Below are 21,692 nucleotides of genomic sequence, written 5' to 3' on the forward strand. Positions count from 1 at the left end.
TTTCTTAAGAGAAGCCAGAGGCGATTTCGATTTGCTGGACGGCTTCGCGCAGCTGATTGGCCGCGAGCTTGGCCAGCGACTTCTTGCCCAGGCGATAGGTGGACAGGGTGCAGTTCAGGGCCAGGGCTTCCTCGCGTGGGCCCTGGCGAATGGGGGCGCCGAGCGCATGGATGTCCTTGCGCCAGTCACCCAGGGAATGGCAGTAGCCGTGCTCGGCAAACACGCTCTGGTCGGCCTCCCAATAGCGCAGCTCGGCGGCAAAGCGCTCGGGGTCTTCGATCCTGAGCCGGTTCAGGATGGCCTGGCGCTCTTCGAGGGGGCAGGCCAGGAGCAAGGCCCGGCCGATGGCCGAAGACAGCAACGGGCGCGTGCTGCCGATATCGGGCTGGTAGACATTGCCCTGGTCCACGCGGCAGGTATCGATATAGACCACGTTGGTGCGGTCGCGCATGCCGAGGTTGACAGTGCAACCCGTCTCGCGCGCCAGTTGCTCCATGAACGGCCGGGCGATCTGGCGTACGCGCATATTGACCAGCAAGGGATAGCCCAGCGACAGCACGCCCGAGCCCAGGCGGTATTTCTGCAGGCCTTCGACCCGGCTCAGATAACCCAGCAGGGTCAGCGTATAGGTCAGCCGCGAGACGGTGGGCTTTGGCAGTCCGGTGCGGTCGGCGATTTCGCGGTTGCCCAGCATGGGATCGGCCTGCGTGAACGCGCGCAGCACTTCCATGCCACGCGCCAGGTTCATGGAGAACTGGCGATCGGCGCTGAGATCGTGGGGGTTGACGAGACCCGGCAAGTGGATGGGCTGCATGGTGTGTGGCGTGTTGGATTGCATGATGGTTTTGGCCTGCGGCGCAGTCAATGAATTGAGTCGATTGTTTCGCTGTGCAAAACATGCGTTGTACGGCGAAATGAACTCTGGCAAAACCCCGTGTATGCAAGCTTTACACCGCGGAGATTTCCAGTTGAGTGCAACACCGAACAATCACGGCGCCCTGGCGGGCGTGCGCATTCTTGACATGGCCACGGTCCTGGCCGCGCCCTTTGGCGCCACCCTGTGCGCGGACCACGGCGCCGATGTCGTCAAGCTGGAGCTGCCCGATGGCAGCGACCCCTTGCGCACGCTGCAGCCGGTGAAGGACGGCACCGCCCTGTGGTGGAAAGTGGCCAACCGCGGCAAGCGCGGCATTTCCCTGGATGTGCGCATGGCGCAGGGACGCGCCCTGTTCTTGCAGATGCTGCCCCGCTTCGATGTGCTGATCGAGAACTTCCGCACCGGCACCATGGACCGCTGGGGCCTGGATGCAGCCACGCTGTTCGCCGCCAATCCGCGCCTGGTCATACTGCGGCTGACGGGCTTCGGCCAGACCGGGCCGGATCGCCTGCGCCCCGGCTTTGCGCGCATCTTCGAGGCCAAGAGCGGATTCACCAGCCTCACCGGCGAGAAAGGCGGCTCGCCGCTGCACTCCAATTTCCCCGTGGGCGACGCCGTGGCGGGCCTGTTTGCGGCCTTCTCCATCGCCGCGGAAATCGCGCGCCTGCGCGGCGACCCGCAGGCCAAGGGCGTGGAAGTGGACCTGTCGGCCACCGAAGCCCTGTTTCGCCTGCTCGACCCCCTGCCCGTGGAGCATGAGCAGCTGGGCCTGGTGCGCCAGCCCGAAGGCAATTGCGCCAGCTATACGGCGCCCAGCAATATGTATGCGAGCCGCGAGCAGGTGTATTTCACCGTCGTGGCCTCGTCGAATGCCATCTTCGCGCGCCTGGCCGAGGCCATGGGCCAGCCGGGCTGGGCCAGCGACCCGCGCTTCGACACCAATCCGCACCGTGTGCAAAACCTGCAAGCCCTCGACAGCGCCTTGTCGGACTGGTTTTCGGCCCACTCCTACGTGGACATAGAGCGCACGCTGGAAGCGGCCGGCGTGCCGTTCAGCAAGGTCTACACCATAGAAGACATCCAGACCGATCCGCAGTTCATCGCCCGCGAAGCCATCGTGCGCCTGCCCGACCCGCAGTACGGCAGCCTGCCCGCGCCCTGCATTGTTCCGCGGGTGCGGGGGCGTCAGATGCCCATTCCGCGCACCGGACCTGACGTGGGTGAGCACAACGCCCAGGTGTTTGCCGAGTTTGGCGTCGCAGCCTCGGCGCTGGCGGCCTTGAAAGCACAAGGCGTGGTCTAAGCGCGCGCCCTTCCTCCCCTCCTCCTCCGAACCAGTCCCACCATGCATACCTTCCAAGCATTGCGCCTGCTGCCAGGCGAGACCGAGCCCCTGCGGCAAATCGCCACCTTGACGCTGGACGATCTGAGTCCGGGCAACGTCGTCATCCAGGTGGCTTACTCCAGCATCAACTACAAGGATGCGCTGGCGTCCAAGGGGCTGAACGCCATCATCCGCAGCTGGCCGCGCATAGGCGGCATCGATTTGACGGGCACCGTGCTGGAGTCGGCCGATGCGCGCTTTGCGCCCGGCGATGAAGTCGTGGTGCATGGTTTCGGCATCGGTGTCGACCATGACGGCGGGCATGCACAGCTGGCGCGGGTACCGGCCGACTGGGTGCTGCCCCTGCCCAAGGGGCTGAGCCTGTTCGAGGCTGCCGTGATCGGCGTGGCCGGCTACACCGCCGCCTATGCCCTGCATTTGATGGAACTCAACGGGCTGGCGCCGGACCAGGGCCCGGTGCTGGTGAGCGGCGCCACCGGCGGCGTGGCCAGCCTGGCCATAGACATGCTGGCGCAGCGCGGCTACCAGGTGACGGCCATGAGCGGAAAAGCCGACGCGACGCCCTACCTGCTGGGCCTGGGCGCCAGCGCCGTGACAGGGCGCATTGCGCCGCAGGACCAGCCCAAGCCATTGGAAAAGTCCCAATGGGCCGGGGCCATGGACTCCGTGGGCGGCGCCACCCTGGCCTGGCTGACGCGCACCATGCAGCCCGGCGGCGTGATCGCCGCCTTCGGCAACGCCGGCGGCGCCGAACTGGCGACCACGGTCCTGCCTTTCATTCTGCGCGGCATCCGCCTGCTGGGCATCAATGCCAACTCGCCCATGCCGCTGCGGGAAATCGTCTGGAACAAGATCGCCGGCGAATACCGCCCCGCCCACCTGGCGCAGATCGCCCATGTGATAGACATGCAGGAGCTGCCCACCTACCTGGACCGCACGCTCGCCGGACAGGTGCGGGGCCGCACGGTCATAGACATGGGCGGCAGCGTGCAATGAAAAGCGGCCCGCTGGCCGGCCTGCGCGTGCTGGAAATGGAAGCCATAGGCCCCGTGCCCTGGGCCGGCATGATGCTGGCCGACATGGGCGCCGATGTGGTGCGGCTGGACAGGCCCGAGGCGCAGAACATGGGCATGCAGCGCGACGCGCGCTTCCAGTTCAACGCGCGCGGCAAACGCTCGGTGCTGGCGGACCTCAAGACACCTGCGGGCCGCGATCTGGTGCTGGACTTGGTCGGTCGCGCCGACATCCTGCTGGAAGGCCTGCGCCCGGGCGTGATGGAGCGCCTGGGGCTGGGGCCTGAGCCGTGCCTGGCGCGCAACCCGGCCCTGGTCTATGGACGCATGACGGGCTGGGGCCAGACCGGTCCGCTCGCCCAGGCGGTGGGCCATGACATCAACTACATCGCGACCACCGGTGCGCTCCACGCCATAGGCCCGGCGGACGGCCCGCCCAGCGTGCCTTTGAACCTGGTCGGCGACTTCGGCGGCGGCGGCATGCTGCTGCTGGTGGGCGTGCTGGCCGCGCTGTTCGAGACCCGGAGCAGCCGAAAAGGCCAGGTGGTCGATGCGGCCATGGTGGATGGCTCGCTGGCCATGATGGCCCCCATCCTGGGTCAATGGCAGGCCGGTGAATGGACCGACCGGCGGCAGTCGAACTGGCTCGACGGCGGTGCCCCGTTCTACGGCAGCTATGCGACGTCCGACGCCAAGCACCTGGCCGTTGGGGCGATCGAGCCGCGCTTCTACCAGGCCCTGCTCCGAGGCCTGGGCCTGACGGACGAGGCACTGCCCCCGCAACACGACCAGTCCGCCTGGCCGGCGATGCGCGAGCGCTTTGCCGCCCTGTTCCGGCAACACCCCTGCGAACACTGGCTGACGGTGTTTGCCGGCACCGAGGCCTGCGTGTCGCCCATCCTGTCCCTGTCCGACCTGGCCGCGCACGAGCACTTGGCGCAGCGCGGGAATTTCGTGGCAGTCGACGGCGCCTTGCACCCGGCGCCCGCGCTGCGCTTTTCCCGCACCCCTTCGCGCATCGCCAGCGGCGCTGCCGTGCGCGGCGCGAACGCCGAGGCAACGCTGGCGGACTGGGGCATAGGCCCACCGGCGACATCGCCGCCGCCGGGCTGATCGCTTCAGCGCATCACTGATGGCGCGGGGCTTTGCTGCCCCTGCTCACTTGGCGTACGCGTACTCACCACCGCGTGCGATGGCCTTCTGGTAGGCCGGCCGCGCCTGAAATTTCTGCACCCATGCCGCCAGGTGCGGGTAGTCACCGGCCATGCCTTGTGCCGTGGCCAATTCGCCGACGAAGCTCATCTGGATGTCCGCGCCGCTCAATTCCTCACCCATCAAGTAGGGCCTGCGGCTCACGGCGTGATCAAGATAGCCGAAGTAGTTCGCCAGCTCCGATTGAATGCGCGGCTGCAGCGGCGCGCCCGCGTCACCGAGGCGGCCCACGTAGAGCTTGAGCAGCAGCGGAAACATCGCCGAGCCTTCGGCAAAGTGCAGCCATTGCACGTATTCGTCATAGGCGGCGGTGGCCGGATCCGGCTGCAACCGGCCCTTGCCGTGGCGGCGGATCAAATAGTCGACGATGGCGCCGGATTCGATCACCACCTGCGTACCATCCTCGATCACGGGCGACTTGCCCAGCGGGTGGACGGCCTTGAGTTCGGGCGGCGCCAGGCGGGTCTGCGGATCCCGCTGGTAGTGCTTGATCTCGTAGGGCAGGCCCAGCTCTTCGAGCAACCAGAGAATGCGTTGCGAGCGAGAGTTGTTGAGGTGATGGACGGTGATCATCGGGGTCTCCATGAAGGAATAGGCCAAGTCCGCGCGCTGTGCCGCAGCCGGGCATTGCCGACTGTAGCCGAATCGATGCGCTTTCCAGAGGGCATCTTGGCCCACAATGGCGGCCAAGAAAATGAATGGACCTGGAATGAGTACAGCGCAACAACCTACCGACTGGAATGCCTGGAGCCGCGAGGCCGTGGAAAACATGATCGCCAGCAACGCCCAATGGCAGCGTGACTTCGGGCTGGAGGGATCGCCCCCCTACCACTGGGACCTGGCCAGCGCGACCTTGAGCTTCGACGGCGCGCTAGGCCCGGTGCTGGCAACGGTCTGCCTGGTGGGCACCAGCAGCCAGAGCGAAGGCAGCTTCCTGTGGAGCTGGGCCAACGAGGCCGTCCCCCAGCAGCACGGCCAGGCGCTGGAAGTCGTGCACGAATTCGGCCGCGACAACCAGCTGGCCTTGCTGACCACGCCGCGCATCCAGGGAGGCCGGCCCGAGGCAACGGAGTGTCTGTGCATCGCGGCGCGCCTGCAGCGCGCCATGGGCACCTTCATCGACCAGCGCGGGGATGTGACGCTGTATTTCACGCTGCTGCATCTGCGGCTGGCCGCGGCCGAAAACCCCTTGCTGCATTGAGGGCCGTCAGCCCCGCAAGGGGCTTTTACTCCACGCTGGCGCCCGAGGCTTTCACAATGCGGCCCCATTTTTGAATTTCGCTGGCCACAAACCGGTCGAACTCCGGCCCCGTGGTCGGGGCGGGCTCTGATCCCCGGTCGCGGATGAATTGGACCATGCTGTCGCTTTTCAGAATGTCCGTGACTTCGCGGTTCAGACGGCTGCTGATGTCCGCAGGTATTCCTTTGGGCGCCATCAGGCCCAGCCAGCCCACGGCTTCGAAGTCCTTGAGCTCGCGCAGGCCGCTTTCACGCACCGTGGGTACGTCGGGCAGCTGCGACGAACGGGTGGCCGAAGTCACGGCCAGCGGCACGGCGCGCTTGGCCTGGATATGCGGCAGCGCGGCGGTGACCGAATCGACCATCAGCGGCACCTGAGCGCCCAGAAAGTCGGCCTGTGCCGGCCCACTGCCGCGGTAGGGAATATGCGTGATGAACACGCCTACCTGGTTCTTGAGCATTTCACCCGAAAGGTGCTGGGTGCCGCCAATGCCGGCGCTGGCGTAGTTCAAGTGGCCGGGTGCGGCCTTGGCCTTTTTCACCAGATCGGGCAGCGAGCGAATGCCCGAGCCCGGCGTGGCCAGGAAGATCAGCGGCACCTTGGCAATGAGCGAGATGCCGACCAGGTCCTTGGTGGGATCGAAGTTGACCTTGCTGTACAGCGTCTGGTTGACGGCCATGGCACTGCCGGCCACCACCAGGGTGTAGCCATCGGGCGCGGACCGGACCACCTGTTCCGTGCCGATATTGCTGCCGGCCCCGGCTCTGTTTTCCACGATGACGCTTTGGCCCAAGCGTTTTCCGAGCTGCTCGGCGACGGCGCGCGCAAAGATATCCGTGGCCTGGCCGGGCGGAAATGGCACGACCAACTTGATGGGCTTGTCAGGCCAGGCCGCATGCGCCGGGTTCAGCCACACGGCGAGAGTCACCAGCAGGCCGGTCGCGGCACTGCGGAATAAGCAAGATTTTTTCATTCGTTTCTTCAGGAAGACGTTTCAACGGCGACACGCTGCGCGCTGGGGCTGCGTGCCGTGGCTTGCGGCATCAATCAAGATCCTTGGCTGAATGCCGCTGCGGCACCTGCTCGTCCGGCTCGCCCCAGCTGCGATTGACCTTGCGGCCGCGCTGCACTGCCGGGCGCTGGCCTATCTCTTGCGCCCAGCGCAATACATGGGTGTAGGTGTGGGCCTCGAGGAACTCCGCCGCCGCATACACCTCATTGGTTGCCACGCCGCCATACCAGGGCCAGATGGCCATGTCGGCGATGCTGTACTCCTCGCCGGCCACATAGCGCTGCTGCGCCAGTTGCCGGTTGAGCACATCCAGCTGGCGCTTGGTTTCCATGGTGTAGCGGTCGATCGGGTACTGGAACTTCTCCGGCGCGTAGGCGTAGAAGTGGCCGAAGCCGCCGCCCAGCAGCGGTGCGCTGCCGACCTGCCAGAACAGCCAGTTGAGGCATTCCGCCCGGCCGCGCGCATCCCGCGGGAGAAAGGCGCCGAACTTCTCCGCCAGATACAGCAGGATGGAACCCGACTCGAACAGCCGCAGCGGCGGGCTGAGGCTGGTATCGAGCATGGCCGGAATTTTCGAGTTGGGATTGATCTCGACGAAGCCGCTGCCGAATTGATCGCCCTCGTTGATGCGAATCAGCCAGGCATCGTATTCGGCCTCGGCGATCCCCAACGCCAACAGCTCTTCGAGCATGATGGTGACCTTGACGCCATTGGGCGTGGCCAGCGAATACAGCTGCAGCGGGTGCTGGCCCCGGGGCAGTTCCTGGTCGTGGGTCGGGCCGGCGATCGGCCGATTGATGTTGGCAAACTTGCCGCCATTGCCCCTGACCCAAGTCCAGACACGCGGCGGTGTATAGGTTTCGTTACTCATCATGTCCTCTCATGTTGATCACCCCTGGCATTGTCACGCCCCATTGCTGCGGACAGCCCTATAGGGGGACATTGCCCCCGCAGGGCTTGCGCATCTTGACCGATAATTGCGCGCTTGAACAAGGCCCGATCCGAACGTTTGGATCGGGCTTATTTTTTGGATGAACACATGACGAGCATCACCGAGGACCTGCGCTTTGTAGGCATTGACGACGAAGGCTATGCGCAGGCAGTGGCCGCGGCCAAGAGCTTCCAGTACGGCGACGACCAATCCGGCTTCGCCTTCACGGGCAAGGCCACGTTGATGTTCCAGCGCGAAGCGCTGGAATGGGAGCACGGCGCGTTCAGCAGCACGGCCCTCATCACCTTCATTGACCCCATGCAAGGCGCACCGGACGCGCAAGACCCGCAGGACGAGGATTTCCTGCGTGCCGTCAGCGACCGCGTGAGCTTCCTGCACGTGCCCTCCCAGTGCCAGGAGATGCGCGTGGATGACGTCTGGGGCATCGACTGCGAGTTCCTGATGTTTGCCATGCCCCATCCCCAGGACGAAAGCGCCACCGCCTGGCTGCTCATCCCCGGGCCCGACCAGCGCAGCGTCTCCTCGCGGCAGACCGTGCAGGACTACCAGTTCGCGGAACTGCGACGGGCGGCAGCCGAGCTGGGCCTGGACGGCTCGCCAGATCCCCAGCAGCACTGATACCCCGTCGCGGCTTGGCAAGCCCCTGCGCTTGCGCTAGCATGGGCCGCTATGACCGGCTCGCACATTGCATCGTTGATTCACACCATTCGAAAGATGGTGGGTTAGCGCACGCTCTGCAGTCATCCGCAACCCGCCCCGTGAGGCGGGTTTTTTTCTGCCTTCCGGAGCTTCCCCAAGTCACTGGAAATTGCCATGCCTACATTCGAGACCACGCCAGCGGTACTGCACATGGTGTGCGGGAAGATTGCCTCCGGCAAGTCGAGCCTGGCCCAGCGCCTGGCGCAGGCGCCGATGACGGTGCTGATCAGCGAGGACGACTGGCTCGCCCGTCTGTACCCGAACGAGATCCACGCCATCGCGGACTATGTGCGCTGTGCCGGCAGATTGCGCGCGGCCATGGCCGGCCACATCGCAGCGCTGCTGCAAGCCGGCATGTCGGTCGTGCTCGACTTCCCCGCCAACACCCTCGCCACACGCGCCTGGGCACGCGGCGTCTTCGAGCAGGCGGGCGCGCCGCATTGCCTGCACTATCTGGACGTTCCCGACGACGCCTGCAAGGCCCGCTTGCGCGCGCGCAATGCCGCGGGAGAACATCCTTTTTCCACCAGTGATGCGGAGTTCGACCAGATCACCCGGCATTTCGTCGCCCCCGCCCCGGAGGAGGGCTTCGACGTCGTGCACCACGCCTGATCGCGCCCGCCGACGCCAGGTCGATAGAATCGCTGCAAACATTTTGTGGCGACAGGCAACTGCCAGGGAGATCATTTGGACCGCACCCGGATCGTTGTCATCGCCGCCCTGCTGGCCCTGGCCGGCGTAGCCCTGCCCCTTGCCACGGCCGTTCATCTGGCGCAGCAGCGCGCGGTGGCGGCCGAGCAGCGCTACCTGCAGCAGCTGGCCCGCAAGGCACTGGACCGGGCCCAGCAGTCGTTTGCCGACGCGCGCAGCGTGCTGCGGGAAATGCAGGCGACGCCACTGACCCCCTGCTCCGACGCCCATGTGCGCTTGATGCGCGCGCTCACGCTGCGCAACCGCAATACCGACGACATCGGCTTCTTCAACGGCGACCAGCTGGCCTGCACTTCGGCCGGCGCGGCCGAACCCGGCATCACGCGCAGCAAGGACGACTTCGTCACCGCGGACGGCATTGGCGTGAGCCTGGACCTTGCGCCGCAGGCCAGCCCGGGCATCGTCATGGTGGGCATGGCGCTGGGCCACTACAAGCTGCTGATCCACCCGGTGCGCTTCGCCGATGTGCTGGCCGAGCCGGAAATCGACCTGGCAATCGCGCTGAGCGACGGGCGCCTGCTCGGCAGCCTGCATGAGCCGCTGCCGGAGGGCGTGCGCCGCCTGCTGCAGACCGGCAAAACCGATCAAACGCTGCTGTACGCCCTGGAGCGCGACGAGCACCTGATCGCCGTGGCCGCGGAGCCGCGCAGCCGCGTGCTCACGCCGCTGCGGCGCGAAATGCGCTGGCTGCTGCCGCTGGGCGCGCTGATGGCGGCGCTGATCGTCGCCGTCGTGGCCTGGGGCCTGCGCCGGCGGCTGTCGCCGCTGGGCGAGCTGAAGATGGCGGTGGCGCGGCGCGAGTTCGTGGTGCACTACCAGCCGCTGATAGAACTGGCCACGGGCCGCTGCATAGGCGCCGAGGCACTGGTGCGCTGGCGCCGTCCCGACGGCAGCATGGTGCGCCCCGACCTGTTCATTCCACTGGCCGAAGACAGCGGCCTGGTGCTGCCCATCACCGACCAGGTGATCGCCGAAGTGGTGCGCGAGATGCGGGCCGCGCTGGTCAGCGACCGCGATCTGCACATCGCCATCAACCTCAGCGCCCAGGATATCCGCAGCGGCCGGGTGCTGGCGGTGCTGGCGCAGGCGCTGCAGGGCAGCGGCATTGCGCCGCAGCAGATCTGGCTGGAGGCCACCGAGCGCGGCTTCATGGACGCCGACGCGGCCCGCGCCACCATCAACCGCGCGCGCGCCGCCGGCCATGCGGTGGCCATCGACGACTTCGGCACCGGCTACTCCAGCCTGTCCTATCTGCAGGGCTTTGCGCTGGATGCGCTGAAGATAGACAAGTCCTTCATCGACACCATAGGCGCCGAGACGGTCACCAGCAGCGTCACGCCGCACATCATCGACATGGCGCAGGCGCTGGGCCTGCAGGTCGTGGCCGAGGGCGTGGAGACCCAGGCCCAGGCCGACTACCTGCGCGAGCGCGGCGTGCAGTTTGCCCAGGGCTGGCTGTTTGCCAAGGCGCTGCCGGCAGCGGAGTTTCTGGCCTTTGCGCGCAGCCGCCAGGCAAAGACGCAGGCCGGCACCTAGCCGCGGCTGTAGATTTTCTGCAGCAGGCGGATCAGCGTCTTGCGCTCCGCGGCCGTCAAGCGGGCCGTGGCATCCATTTCCAGGGTGGCGGCGGTTTTTTCCGCCTCCTGGACCAGGGCCGTACCGTCGGGCGTCAAATGCAAGCCCACCGCGCGGCGGTCGTGCGGGTGGGTGCGGCGCTCGATCAGGCCGCGCTTTTCCAATGCGCTGACGATGCCGACCACATTCGGCGACTGCAGGCTCAAGGCGGTGCACAGCTGGCGCGAAGTGATGCCGGCGTTGTGGGCGATCAACGACAGCACCGAGAAATCCAGGGGCCGCAGGTCGTAGACGGCCATGCGCGGCAGGAATTGCCCAATGATGCTGAGCGCGGCGCGGCGGGCGTTGTAGCCCACCAGGGATTCCAGAAAACGCGTGTCAACCGTTTCAACGTAGGGCGGGTCAGTGGCATCGGGCATAGACGGGATTGTGCCAGCCAAAAGCGCGCCCCCGGCCGCACCGCCGGCCGGCGCGGCTCAGGACTCCGCGGTGAAGCCGATTTGCTTGACCAGCGGACCCCAGCGCTCGAACTCGGCCTTCTGGTCGGCCGCCATCTCCTGCGGCGTGCTGCCGTAGGCCACCAGGCCGACAAGCCCCAGCGCCTCGATGACGGCCTTGTCCTTGAGCGCGGCGGTGATGGCCGCGTTGGCCTGGCCAATGGTGGTGGCCGGGGTTCTGGCGGAAGCGTAGAAGCCGAACCACTCTTCCGAAGTGACGTCGGGGTAGCCCAGCTCGGTGAACGTGGGCACGCCCGGCAGATAAGGCGAGCGCTTCTTGCCCGAGCTGGCCAGCACGCGTACGCGGCCGCTCTTCATGTACTGCAGGTAGTCGCCGCTGGGGTTCACGGCCGCGGCGATCTGGCCGCCCACCAGGTCGGTGATGCTGGGCACGGTGCCGCGGTAAGGCACATGCTTGATGTCCACGCCCGCGCGCAGGCCCAGCAGCGCGCCCAGCAGATGGGGCATGGTGCCCGCGCCGGGCGAGCCGTAGCTGGCCTTGTCCGGGTGGGCCTTGGCCCAGGCCAGGAAATCCTGCAGGGTCTTCACTTCGGGCGGCACGGCCGGGCCCACGGCCAGGCCGTGGTGCATGACCGCGCCTATGGACACCGGCGTGACGTCTTCGGGCTTGTAGCTGAGCTTGGGGTAGATGTGCGGGTAGACCGCCAGCGCCGAGACGGGAGCCAGCGTCAGCACCGAGCCGTCGGCGGGCGCGTTCTTCAGCGCCTCCACCGCGATGCGCCCGCCCGCGCCAGGCTTGTTCTCGACAAAACCCGGATTCTTGCTGTAGGCCGTGCCGCCCAGCTTCTCGGCCACGCGGCGGGCCACGCTGTCGCCCGCGCTGCCCGGCGGGAAACCGTACATGATCTTGATCTGCTCCAGTGCCTGGGAGCGGGCCGACAGGGGCGCGAGCGCGCCCAGGGCGGCAGCGCTGCCCAGCAGGTGGATGAAGTGGCGGCGTGGGTGCATGGTTGTCTCCGGGAGTGAAATCTTCAGCGCGGGGCCATGCGCAGCGCACCGTCAATGCGAATGACTTCGCCATTGAGGTGACCGTTGGTGACGATGTGGCAGGCCAGCTCGGCAAATTCAGACGGTTTTCCCAGCCGCGGCGGGAATGGAATGGCGGCGGCCAGCGAATGCTGCACGGGCTCGGGCAACTCCAGCAGCAGCGGCGTGGCAAACAGCCCGGGCGCCAGGGTGCACACGCGGATGCCGTGCTGCGCCAGGTCGCGCGCCATGGGCAGCGTCATGCCGACCAGCCCGCCCTTGGACGCGCTGTAGGCCTGCTGGCCGACCTGGCCGTCGAAGGCCGCCGCCGAGGCGGTGAAGACCATCACGCCCTTGTCGCCACCGTCTACGGCCTCCAGCCGGGCGCAGCGCGCGGCGAACAGGCGGCTGACGTTGTAAGTGCCTATCAGGTTGATCTGCACCACCCGCACAAAGTCTTCCAGCGGCGCCGGCTGGCCGTCCTTGCCGACGATGCGTTTGGCGCTGCCGATGCCGGCGATGTTCATCAGAATGCGCGCCGGCCCGTGGGCGGCCTGGGCCTTGTCGAGCGCGGCGTTGACGCTGTCGGTGTCGGTGATGTCGCAGGCACAGGCGATGCCGTTGATCTCGGCCGCCACTTTCTCCGCGAGCGCCGCGTTGCGGTCGAGCACCGCCACTTTGGCGCCCAGGCGCGCGAGTTCGCGTGCCGTGGCCTCGCCGAGGCCGGATGCGCCGCCGGTCACGAGCGCGGCTTGTCCTTGGATCTGCATGGGATGGTCTTTCAGGCTTGGGGTTGGAGGATGTGCGGCGCGCTGCCGTCGTGCAGGGCATCAACCAGGGCGGCGCGGTGCTGGAGCACGGCCCGCTGGTTGATCGAACCCTTGTCGGTGATCTCGCCTTTTTGCGCCGACGGCGGCTCGGCCATGAGCAGGGCCAGTGCCACGCGGCTGGCACTGCCCGTGGCTTCACGGGCGAGTTGGTCGAGGATGGCCTGCATGCGCTGGCGCACCGCGGCGCTGGCCAGCACGTCGGCCATGCTTGCGTCAGGCCCCAGGCCGCTGATCTCGCGGCAGGCCGGCGCGGGGAAGATCAGCGCGCCGACTTCCTTGCGGTTCAGTCCGGTCAGCACCGCGTCCTGGATGTAGGGCGCGCCGGCGACCACGATCTTCACGCGCATCGGACCCACGCTCACGAAGGTGCCGGTCGAAAGCTTGAAGTCTTCGGCGATGCGGCCGTCGAACTTCAGGCCGCGGTGGATGTTGTCCGGGTCTATCCACTGCACGGCGTCGCCGGTGCGCAGATAGCCCTCCTCGTCGAACGCCTCGCGGGTGGCGGCTTCAGAGCGCCAGTAGCCGGGCGTGACGTTCGGGCCGCGGTAGCGCACTTCGGTCTTGCCATCCACCTCGACCAGCTTGAGCGTCATGCCCGGCACCGGGGCGCCGATATCGCCGGCGCGCACTTCGGTGCTGTTGACGAACATCGCCGACGGCGCCGACTCGGTCATGCCCAGGCCCGTGCCCATGACGATGCGCTCGCCCAGTTCCGCCTCCTGGGTGGCGTGCAGGCTGTCCCACACCGGCTGCGACAGGCCGGCGCCCGAATAGAAGAACATGCGCACCCGGGAGAGCAGGTTCTGGCGCAGCGCGGCATCGGTCTTCATGGCTTCGGCCAGCATTTCAAAGCCGGTGGGCACGTTGAAATACACCGTGGGCGCGATCTCGCGCAGATTGCGCAGGGTCTCGCCCATGAGTGCGGCCGTGGGCTTGCCGTCGTCGATGAACAGTGTACCGCCATGCTGCAGCGTGATGCCGACGTTGTGGTTGCTGCCGAAAGTGTGGTTCCACGGCAGCCAGTCGATCAGCACCGGCGGCGCTTCGGCCAGCACCGGCAGCGACAAGGTGATCTGCTGCAGATTGGCGCACCACATGCGCTGGGTGTTGATGACCGGCTTGGGCAGCTTGGTCGAGCCGCTGGTGAACAGGAACTTGACGATGGTGTCGGGCCCCGTGGCCTGCATGGCCGCGTCGACCCCGTCGGTGGCGAGGGTGGCGCGCAGATCGGCGAAGGCCGTCGTGGCCCGGCCTTCGATCCGGCCCTGGCCCAGCACCACTTCCACGTTCGCATCCAGGGTCGCCTGCAGCGCCGGGCCAAAACGCTGGGCGTCGCTGGCGTAGACCAGGCCGGGGGTCAGCGTGCCCACCACATGGCGCAGCTTGTCGTAGTCCTGGCTGGCGGTGGCGTAGGCCGGAGTCACCGGGCAGTAAGGCACGCCGGCGTAAATGCAGCCCAGTGCCAGCAGCGCATGCTCCAGGCTGTTGTCGCTCACGATCAGCACCGGGCGCTCGGCGCTCAGGCCCCGGCCCAGCAGCGCCTGGCCGATGCTGCGGGCCGCCGCCAGCGCTTCGCCATAGCGCACATGCTGCCAGTCGCCCGTGCCGCCGCCGGCCAGGGGCATGCGCCGGGCCATGAAACTGCGCTCGGGCGCGGCCTCGGCCCAGTGCAGCAGATAGTCGGTGACGCGCCGGGCGTAGGCCCCCAGCGGCAGGTCGGCCCGCAGGTAACGCACGCCGTCGGCGCCCGCCTGCAGGTTGACGCGGGTCACACCGAAGTGCAGCGGACGGTAGCGCGGCGCGGCGCTCGCGGTGGAGTGGGTCTCGTTCATGGTGTGGATCACTTGCGACAAGGGAAGGGCTGGGCGGCGGCGGTCAGCTTTTCTGGACCTTGGCCGCGCGCCCTTCGAGGAAGTCGCGCACCCGCTCCTTGGCCTCGGGCGCGCTTTGCGCAATGCCGGCGATCAGCGCTTCGGTGAAAAAGCCGTGGTCGGCCGGCTGCTCGGCGATGCGCGGCAGGGCGTGCATCAGCGCGTAATTGGTGAGCGGCGCGTTCTGCGCGATGCGCTGTGCCAGCGCCAAGGCCTTGTCGAAGGCCGTGCCTTCGGGCACCAAGTACTGCGCGAAGCCCGCGCGTTCGCCGTCTTCGGCGTTGTACACGCGGCCGGTCATCATCATGTCGGTCATGCGGGCCGCCCCGATCAGCTTGGGAATGCGCACCGAGCCACCGCCGCCGACGAAGATGCCGCGCGAGCCTTCGGGCAGCGCGTAGAAGGTGGTGCTGTCGGCCACGCGGATATGGCAGGCGCTGGCCAGCTCCAGACCGCCGCCGACCACCGCGCCGTGCAGCGCGGCGACCACCGGCACCGGGCCGTATTGCACGCGCTCCAGCGCGGCATGCCACATGCGGGAATGCTGCAGGCCGGCCGCGGCATCGCGCTCCTTGAGCTCGCTCAAATCCAGCCCGGCGCAGAAGTGCGGGCCTTCACCGTCGATCACCGCCGCGCGCACGCTGGCGGGCAGTTGCTCGAAGAGATTGCGCAGGGCCAGGATCAGGCCGTCGGACAGCGCATTGCGCTTGGCACCGCGTGTCAGCCGGACCACCGCGACTTCTTTTTCGGCGCCGCAAATCTCGAGTTGTATGTCTTTGTGCTGCATGGTTGATTTTCCTTGTGGGATGAATTATGGTTATGAAACATAGCTAATTCAAGCGCCGCAAGAACGCGTTTTGACCGTGTTTACCCTTGAGCCGCAAGCCGCGGAATGGGCCCCCACCACACTTCAACGGAGACACTCCATGGACTTTGACAAGCTGATCGCCATCGACATGCACACCCATGCCGAAGTCAGTTGCTGGAACCCTTTCGACAACTACGGCGAGGAGTACGACCGCGCCGCCGACAAGTATTTCAAGAACGGCCGCCGCCCGACCATCGAGGAAACGGTGGCGTATTACCGCGAGCGCAAGATCGGCCTGGTGATGTTCACCGTGGACGCCGAATCGAAGATGGGGCGGCGGCGCATCCCGAACGAGGAGATCGCCGAAGCCGCGCAAAAGAACAGCGACATGATGGTGGCCTTCGCCAGCGTCGATCCGCACAAGGGCAAGATGGGCGCGCGCGAGGCCGAGCGGCTGATCAAGGAATACGGCGTCAAGGGCTTCAAGTTCCATCCCACGGTGCAGGGCTACCACCCTTACGACCGCATGGCCTGGCCCATCTACGAAGTGATCAACGCCTACCAGCTGCCCGCCATCTTCCACACCGGCCACAGCGGCATCGGCAGCGGCATGCGCTGCGGCGGCGGCCTGCGGCTGGAGTACAGCAACCCCATGCACCTCGACGACGTGGCCATCGACTTTCCCGACATGCAGATCGTGATGGCCCACCCCAGCTTCCCCTGGCAGGACGAGGCGCTGAGCGTGGCCACCCACAAGCCCAATGTGTGGATAGACCTCAGCGGCTGGAGTCCCAAGTACTTCCCCAAGCAGCTCGTGCAGTACGCCAACACCTTGCTCAAGGACCGCGTGCTGTTCGGCTCCGACTACCCGCTGATCACTCCCGATCGCTGGATGAAGGATTTCGAGGATGCGGGATTCAAGCCGGAAGTCATGCCCGGCATCCTCAAGGGCAATGCCATGCGGCTGCTGGGCGGGGCACGGCCTGCGGCCTGACGGGGACATGGCATCGCGCCTGGCGGCAGCGCAACCCGAGAGATCCCGGCCGCCCCGGCCGAAAAATCAGCCCCTCGCCTTATCCCCATGGCAGGGGTCCAAGCTTGTGCATAACTGCAGGAATAACTCCAAAAACTGGCGCCAGTGCTGGGTTTGCGGGGGCTGCTTAAAAAACAGGCAAGCACAGCGCGCGCGCCGGGCCCGACGCGCGGCGGGAACAGACGCCCATGCGACAACGCCCCCTTGCAGGCCCTGTGGGTGGGGCTAAATTCGCGTTGTGAGCGAAAAGGCCTCCCATGCATGAGACAATTTTTGTCCTCTCCCCCGCCCTGTCCTGCATGGAACCTTCTTGAAACGCCAGCCTCCAGGCCGTTATCGCGCCCCATGGCCCGCGTTCCTTGACCTTGCATGCCTGTCATGCTTTGCCCGCGCATGGTGTGCACCGCGGCAGTGGAGCGCGCCGCTCCTTGTCGATCCCCTCTGGAAACTTCTCCCTTAATGAATACGTTCATGCCCTTCGGCTACAACTCGCTTGTGGTCGCAGCGTCATTTGTCATCGCCATGCTGGCCTCCTACGTCACGCTGGATCTGGCGCGGCGCGTACGCACTTCGCAACGGCGCGTGGGCCTGGCCTGGTGGGCCGCGGGCTCCATCGTCATGGGCACGGGAATCTGGTCCATGCACTTTCTGGGCATGCAGGCGTTCAGGCTGCCCATAGACATCGGCTTTGCCAGTGGCTTGACGCTGTTGTCCTGGGTGGCCGCGGTGGGGGCGTCGGCGGTGGCGCTGGAGTTGGCCAGCCGCAGGAATTTCGGCCGCCTGCACCTGGTGCTGGGGGCCTTGGTGATGGGCGCGGGCATCAGCGGCATGCACTACATCGGCATGGCCGCCATGGACATGGCGCCAGGCATCGTCTGGGACCCACTGATCGTCGCCTTGTCGGTGCTGATCGCGGTGCTGGCCTCGGCGACGGCGCTGATGATCTTCAAGCTGCTGCGCCAGGTCAAGCCCAGCCAGCGACTGCACTACCAGCTGGCAGCATCGTTCGTGATGGCGATCGCCATTTGCGGCATGCACTACACCGGCATGGCCGCGGCCCGGTTTTCCGTCGGCGCGGTGTGCCTGAGCGCGGGCGAGCTGGGCGGCCCGGGCCTGACCGTGCTGGTGCTGCTGGCCACCGGCATGCTGCTGATCAGCACGCTGTTCACCTCGATTCTGGACGCCCGGCTGCAAAGCACGGCGCAGCGGCTGACCCAGTCGCTGCAGGACAGCAATGCCCGCCTCAAGGCCGCCAACGACGAATTGCAGCACCGCGCCTTCGCGGACGCCCTCACCGGTCTGCCCAACCGCCTGCTGTTCGAAGACCGGCTCCAGCACGCGCTATCGCGCCAGGACCGCGCCAATCACCAAGGCATTTCCGAACGGCTGGCCGTGCTGTTCGTGGACCTCGATGGCTTCAAGCCCATCAACGATTCATTCAGCCATGCGGCGGGCGACGCCATCCTGCGCGGCGCGGCCGACCGCCTGCGCCAGGAGGCGCGCGAATGCGATACGGTGGCGCGCGTGGGAGGCGACGAATTCCTGATCCTGCTGGAGCGCGTGACCGACGTGGCCGCCAGTGTGGCCGTGGCCAAAAGGGTGCTGGCCGCGCTGTCCAGGCCGTTTGAAGTCTCGGGCAAGCAATTGCAGATCACCTGTTCCATAGGCATTGCCATGCACCCCGATCATGGCGAACGCAACAAGCTCGTGGCCAATGCGGATGCAGCCATGTACGCCGCCAAGCGGGCGGGCGGCGGCAACTACGTGCTGTTCGAGCCGCACATGGGCACGGATGCCGCCGAGCAACTGGCGCTGCAAAACGACCTGCGCCAAGCCTTGGACCGGGGTGAATTGAGCTTGCACTACCAACCCAAGATCGATGGGGCCGACGGGCAGATCTGCGGCGTGGAAGCGCTGCTGCGCTGGCAGCATCCCCAGCACGGCATGGTCAGCCCCACGGTGTTCATCGGCCTGGCCGAGCGCTTTGGCCTGATCGGACGACTGGGCAACTGGGTGATCAACGAGGCCTGCCGCCAGATGGCCGAATGGGCGAAGAACGGCACCGCCATGCGCGTGGCCATCAACATTTCCGCGCACCAGCTGCGCGAACACGGCCTGGTCGAGCGCATCGAGGAAGCGTTGATCCGCCACCGCGTCAATGCCTCGCAGCTGCTGTGTGAAATCACGGAATCGGTGGCCATGGACGACATCAAGGCCACGCAACGGACTTTCGACGGACTGGCGCGCATCGGCGTATTCCTGTCCATCGACGACTTTGGCTCGGGCTACTCCAGCTTGAACTACCTGCGTCAGCTGCCCGCGCGCCAACTCAAGATCGACCGCAGCTTCGTCAAGGACCTGGAAACCAGTGAAGACGCGCGCGCCGTGGTCGGCGCCGTGGTGAAGCTGGCGCACGCCCTGGGCCTGCGCGTGGTGGCCGAAGGCGTGGAAACCAGCGGCCAGCGCGACGTGCTGCTGGGCATGCGCTGCGATGAACTGCAGGGCTTTTTCTTCGCGCGTCCCATGCCCGCGGATTCGCTGCTGGCCTGGGCACAGAGCGAATCACAGGCCGAGAAGGCGCGCGCCGCGGCGCTTTGACAGATTACAGAGGAACGCTATGAATCGCCGAAATTGGCTGGCTTGCGCCCTGGCCTACGGGCTGGGCAGTGCTGCACAAGCCGCCCCAGCCGTCCAGGAGCACCCCGAATGGGCGCGCTTTTTCACCGAGGCCGGCATCGATGGTTCGATGCTGGTGGTGGATGCCCGCACCGCGGAGGCAACGACCCACGTCGTGCACCCGGCGCGCGCCCAACGCCGCTATTCGCCGGCGTCCACGTTCAAGATCCCCCACAGTCTCTTTGCGCTCGATGCCGGGATACTGCGTGACGAATTCCAGGTCATCCCCTGGGATGGCGTGCAGCGCTCCACGGCCGCCTGGAACCAGGACCAGAACCTGCGCTCTGCCATGCGCAACTCCACGGTCTGGGTCTACGAGCGCTTCGCGCGGGAGCTGGGCCCGGAGCGCGAGACCGCCTACCTGCAAAAGCTGGGCTACGGCAACGCCGCCATCAGCGGCGACCAGCCTTTCTGGGTCGAAGGCGATCTGGCCCTCTCGTCCTTCGAGCAGATCGCTTTCCTGCGCCGGCTCCATGCCAACAGCCTGCCATTCCAGGTCGCGCACCAGCGGCTGGTCAAGGACGTGATGATCAACGCGGCCGGCGCCGACTGGATCCTGCGCGCGAAAACCGGCTGGACCGGCTCCATAGGCTGGTGGGTGGGCTGGATAGAGTGGCCCAGCGGCCCGGTCTTCTTCGCCTTGAACATGGATACGCCCCACCGCCTTGGCGACCTCGCCAAGCGCCAGGCCATCACGCACCGCATTCTGCGCACCCTCGACGCCCTGCCCGCCACGCCGTAAGCCCTTGGCGGACAGGGCCTGTCACGCCCGCCTCAGCCCGGCAACCGGTTCATGGCAAAGAACAGCGCCGAGCTGGCGACCGCGTGGGCATTGGTTTGCAGCGCGGCATCGTTGTTGTTGGCCATGTTGTCGCAGGCCCGGTGGTAGCAGGGGTCGTAGGCCTGGCCCGCCGTGCCGCCCCAGGTCTGGGCTTCCTGGGCCGTCTTGATGCCTTCGGCGCCGGTGAAAATCCCGCCGAACGCAATACCGACATCGGCAAACGGTTTGTGATCGGAGCGGGAGCCCGAGTCCAGCCGTTTGAACGGCAGTTGGCGCCGGGTATAGAAGTCGCCCAGGGTCGCGACAATGCCGGCCGACCGCGCGGGGCTGGAAATGGCCTGGCTGCCCGCGGAGCCGTCACCGCCGTAGACAAAGAACACATGGTTGGGGGAGCCAATCATGTCGAAGTTCAGGTACAGCGCGATCTTCGCCCGCTGGGCCGTATCCAGCTTCTTCACATAGTAGGTGGAGCCGAGCAGGCCCTGCTCTTCAGCGCCCCACAGCGCAAACCGCAGCTGGTTCACGGGTTGCACCCTTGCCATCTGGCGGGCGGTCTCCAGCACGGCCGCGGCGCCGGAGCCGTTGTCGTTGAGGCCGGCACCCGCGCGCACCGAATCCAGATGGGCGCCCAGCATGGTGACATGCTGGGGATCACCGCCAGTGGATTCCGCCAGGACGTTGTAGGCGGTCTGCAGGCTGCGCTCGGTTTCGGTCCGCAGGTGCAGTTGCACGCCCGTGAGCGTGCGCTGGGCCAACTGCTCCCCCACCGCCTTGCCGACCATCACCACGGGAATGTCCTGGGGCGCTTCGCTCGTCAGGGTGGCCGTCAAGTCGCCCTCGTCCTGGCTGTAGATCACCACCCCGGAGGCACCGGCGGCGACGGCATGGCTCAGCTTGTCGGGCAAATCACAGCCGCCACGGCGTATCAGTGCGATATGGCCGCGCACAAAGCCCGCGAAATCGGAGGCTGCGCAGCCGTCGGGGTCCGACGGGCGGGTGACCGGCGCCGTGACATCGCCGCTGCCCGAGTAGTCCACCACCTGGTGCGCAATCGGCTCGGCCGCCGCCTGGCCGGGCTCCAACAAGATCGAACCCAGGGTTCTGGACGCCGAGAACGCGAACGGCTGCACGGACACGCGGTAACCCGCGTCCGTCAGCACCTGCCGTGCATAGGCCACGGAAGCATCGAAACCCGCGGATCCCGCCAGCCGGGTGCCGCCGTTGGCTTGGGCGATCTCGGCCAGTGCCGCCTGGTGGGCGCGCACTCCGGGCAGCGTCACGCAGGCCAGCAGTTTCTCCTGCGTGTCATTGACCTGGGTGTCGCAGTTCGCGGCGACCGCCAGCCCTGGGGCCGCCCCACCGACCGCGGTCTGGATGGCGGCCTCGTCGCCCCCACCGCAAGCCGACAGCTGCAAGGCCGCCGCGGCCATGAAAAAACAGCGCCAACGCGCTGTGCGCGCCGACGATGGAATGGAAGAAGACGGGATAGCTGACGGGATGTGGGCCATGGAGTTCCTCGTTTGGAGGGCTCGCATGTTGCCAGCCGTCAACGCCACTTCCAGGCTTCACCTTA

The 21,692-nt window shown here is 66.8% G+C and carries 20 protein-coding genes; 10 read left to right on the forward strand and 10 right to left on the reverse strand.

Features of this window, described 5'->3' with window-relative positions:
- Nucleotides 1-4: 4 nt before the first annotated feature.
- Nucleotides 5-814: an IclR family transcriptional regulator gene (locus N0K08_RS10075; RefSeq protein WP_261500143.1), complete on the reverse strand. Its 810-nt coding sequence runs from the start codon at nucleotides 812-814 to the stop codon at nucleotides 5-7.
- A gap of 124 nt (nucleotides 815-938) precedes the next feature.
- On the opposite strand from N0K08_RS10075, the gene N0K08_RS10080 reads away from it, so the two are divergent.
- Genes N0K08_RS10080 through N0K08_RS10090 form a run of 3 tightly spaced genes read left to right on the forward strand, consistent with a single transcriptional unit; the run spans nucleotide 939 to nucleotide 4,348 of the window.
- A complete protein-coding gene (locus N0K08_RS10080; protein WP_261500144.1) occupies nucleotides 939-2,180 on the forward strand; it encodes a CaiB/BaiF CoA transferase family protein in 1,242 nt (413 codons plus the stop codon).
- 42 nt (nucleotides 2,181-2,222) lie between these two features.
- Nucleotides 2,223-3,218: an oxidoreductase gene (locus N0K08_RS10085; RefSeq protein WP_261500145.1), complete on the forward strand. Its 996-nt coding sequence runs from the start codon at nucleotides 2,223-2,225 to the stop codon at nucleotides 3,216-3,218.
- Nucleotides 3,215-4,348 (forward strand): CaiB/BaiF CoA transferase family protein, encoded by a 1,134-nt coding sequence (locus N0K08_RS10090; protein WP_261500146.1) that lies wholly within the window; start codon nucleotides 3,215-3,217, stop codon nucleotides 4,346-4,348. Before N0K08_RS10085 ends, N0K08_RS10090 begins: the two co-directional genes overlap by 4 nt.
- A gap of 45 nt (nucleotides 4,349-4,393) precedes the next feature.
- Here N0K08_RS10090 and N0K08_RS10095 read toward each other — a convergent pair whose 3' ends face one another.
- Nucleotides 4,394-5,020: a glutathione S-transferase family protein gene (locus N0K08_RS10095; protein WP_261500147.1), complete on the reverse strand. Its 627-nt coding sequence runs from the start codon at nucleotides 5,018-5,020 to the stop codon at nucleotides 4,394-4,396.
- 136 nt (nucleotides 5,021-5,156) lie between these two features.
- Here N0K08_RS10095 and N0K08_RS10100 point away from each other — a divergent pair, with 136 nt between their 5' ends.
- Nucleotides 5,157-5,648, forward strand: coding sequence for a DUF6882 domain-containing protein (locus N0K08_RS10100; protein ID WP_261500148.1), 492 nt, complete (start codon nucleotides 5,157-5,159; stop codon nucleotides 5,646-5,648).
- Between the two features lie 25 nt (nucleotides 5,649-5,673).
- Here the strand turns inward: N0K08_RS10100 and N0K08_RS10105 are convergent, their stop codons facing one another.
- Both N0K08_RS10105 and yghU read right to left on the reverse strand, forming a co-directional pair.
- A complete protein-coding gene (locus tag N0K08_RS10105; RefSeq protein ID WP_261500149.1) occupies nucleotides 5,674-6,660 on the reverse strand; it encodes a Bug family tripartite tricarboxylate transporter substrate binding protein in 987 nt (328 codons plus the stop codon).
- Between the two features lie 70 nt (nucleotides 6,661-6,730).
- Nucleotides 6,731-7,573 carry a glutathione-dependent disulfide-bond oxidoreductase gene (yghU, locus tag N0K08_RS10110; RefSeq protein WP_408642938.1) on the reverse strand — a complete coding sequence of 281 codons (843 nt, stop codon included), beginning with the start codon at nucleotides 7,571-7,573 and terminating at the stop codon, nucleotides 6,731-6,733.
- A 165-nt stretch (nucleotides 7,574-7,738) separates the two neighbouring features.
- On the opposite strand from yghU, the gene N0K08_RS10115 reads away from it, so the two are divergent.
- From N0K08_RS10115 to N0K08_RS10125, 3 genes are all read left to right on the forward strand, one after another.
- On the forward strand, nucleotides 7,739-8,269 hold the full coding sequence (locus tag N0K08_RS10115) for a hypothetical protein (protein ID WP_261500150.1): 531 nt from the start codon (nucleotides 7,739-7,741) through the stop codon (nucleotides 8,267-8,269).
- A 195-nt stretch (nucleotides 8,270-8,464) separates the two neighbouring features.
- Complete coding sequence (locus N0K08_RS10120; RefSeq protein ID WP_261500151.1) at nucleotides 8,465-8,962, forward strand: AAA family ATPase; 498 nt, start codon at nucleotides 8,465-8,467, stop codon at nucleotides 8,960-8,962.
- 75 nt (nucleotides 8,963-9,037) lie between these two features.
- Nucleotides 9,038-10,597: an EAL domain-containing protein gene (locus N0K08_RS10125; RefSeq protein ID WP_261500152.1), complete on the forward strand. Its 1,560-nt coding sequence runs from the start codon at nucleotides 9,038-9,040 to the stop codon at nucleotides 10,595-10,597.
- Here the strand turns inward: N0K08_RS10125 and N0K08_RS10130 are convergent.
- Genes N0K08_RS10130 through N0K08_RS10150 form a run of 5 tightly spaced genes read right to left on the reverse strand, consistent with a single transcriptional unit; the run spans nucleotide 10,594 to nucleotide 15,608 of the window.
- Complete coding sequence (locus tag N0K08_RS10130; protein WP_261500153.1) at nucleotides 10,594-11,055, reverse strand: MarR family winged helix-turn-helix transcriptional regulator; 462 nt, start codon at nucleotides 11,053-11,055, stop codon at nucleotides 10,594-10,596. The genes N0K08_RS10125 and N0K08_RS10130 overlap by 4 nt on opposite strands.
- A 57-nt stretch (nucleotides 11,056-11,112) precedes the next feature.
- The gene (locus N0K08_RS10135) at nucleotides 11,113-12,102 is read right to left on the reverse strand and encodes a Bug family tripartite tricarboxylate transporter substrate binding protein (protein WP_261500154.1); all 990 of its coding nucleotides are present in this window, start codon (nucleotides 12,100-12,102) and stop codon (nucleotides 11,113-11,115) included.
- Nucleotides 12,103-12,125: 23 nt separating this feature from the next.
- Nucleotides 12,126-12,890, reverse strand: coding sequence for an SDR family NAD(P)-dependent oxidoreductase (locus N0K08_RS10140; RefSeq protein ID WP_261500155.1), 765 nt, complete (start codon nucleotides 12,888-12,890; stop codon nucleotides 12,126-12,128).
- Between the two features lie 11 nt (nucleotides 12,891-12,901).
- Entirely contained in the window at nucleotides 12,902-14,782 is a 1,881-nt protein-coding gene (locus N0K08_RS10145; RefSeq protein WP_261500156.1) for a feruloyl-CoA synthase, read from the reverse strand.
- A gap of 43 nt (nucleotides 14,783-14,825) precedes the next feature.
- Nucleotides 14,826-15,608: a crotonase/enoyl-CoA hydratase family protein gene (locus N0K08_RS10150; protein WP_261500157.1), complete on the reverse strand. Its 783-nt coding sequence runs from the start codon at nucleotides 15,606-15,608 to the stop codon at nucleotides 14,826-14,828.
- Nucleotides 15,609-15,747: 139 nt separating this feature from the next.
- Between N0K08_RS10150 and N0K08_RS10155 the strand changes: the two genes are divergently transcribed.
- From N0K08_RS10155 to blaOXA, 3 genes are all read left to right on the forward strand, one after another.
- Nucleotides 15,748-16,623 (forward strand): amidohydrolase family protein, encoded by an 876-nt coding sequence (locus N0K08_RS10155; protein ID WP_261500158.1) that lies wholly within the window; start codon nucleotides 15,748-15,750, stop codon nucleotides 16,621-16,623.
- Nucleotides 16,624-17,121: 498 nt separating this feature from the next.
- Nucleotides 17,122-19,260 (forward strand): putative bifunctional diguanylate cyclase/phosphodiesterase, encoded by a 2,139-nt coding sequence (locus tag N0K08_RS10160; protein WP_261500159.1) that lies wholly within the window; start codon nucleotides 17,122-17,124, stop codon nucleotides 19,258-19,260.
- 19 nt (nucleotides 19,261-19,279) lie between these two features.
- Nucleotides 19,280-20,080: a class D beta-lactamase gene (gene blaOXA, locus N0K08_RS10165; protein WP_261500160.1), complete on the forward strand. Its 801-nt coding sequence runs from the start codon at nucleotides 19,280-19,282 to the stop codon at nucleotides 20,078-20,080.
- A 32-nt stretch (nucleotides 20,081-20,112) separates the two neighbouring features.
- Here the strand turns inward: blaOXA and N0K08_RS10170 are convergent, their stop codons facing one another.
- A complete protein-coding gene (locus N0K08_RS10170) occupies nucleotides 20,113-21,627 on the reverse strand; it encodes a M28 family peptidase (RefSeq protein ID WP_261500161.1) in 1,515 nt (504 codons plus the stop codon).
- Nucleotides 21,628-21,692: the final 65 nt, after the last annotated feature.

This window comes from Acidovorax bellezanensis, from assembly GCF_025421555.1.
In the GTDB taxonomy this organism is placed as follows: Bacteria; Pseudomonadota; Gammaproteobacteria; order Burkholderiales; family Burkholderiaceae_C; genus Comamonas; species Comamonas bellezanensis.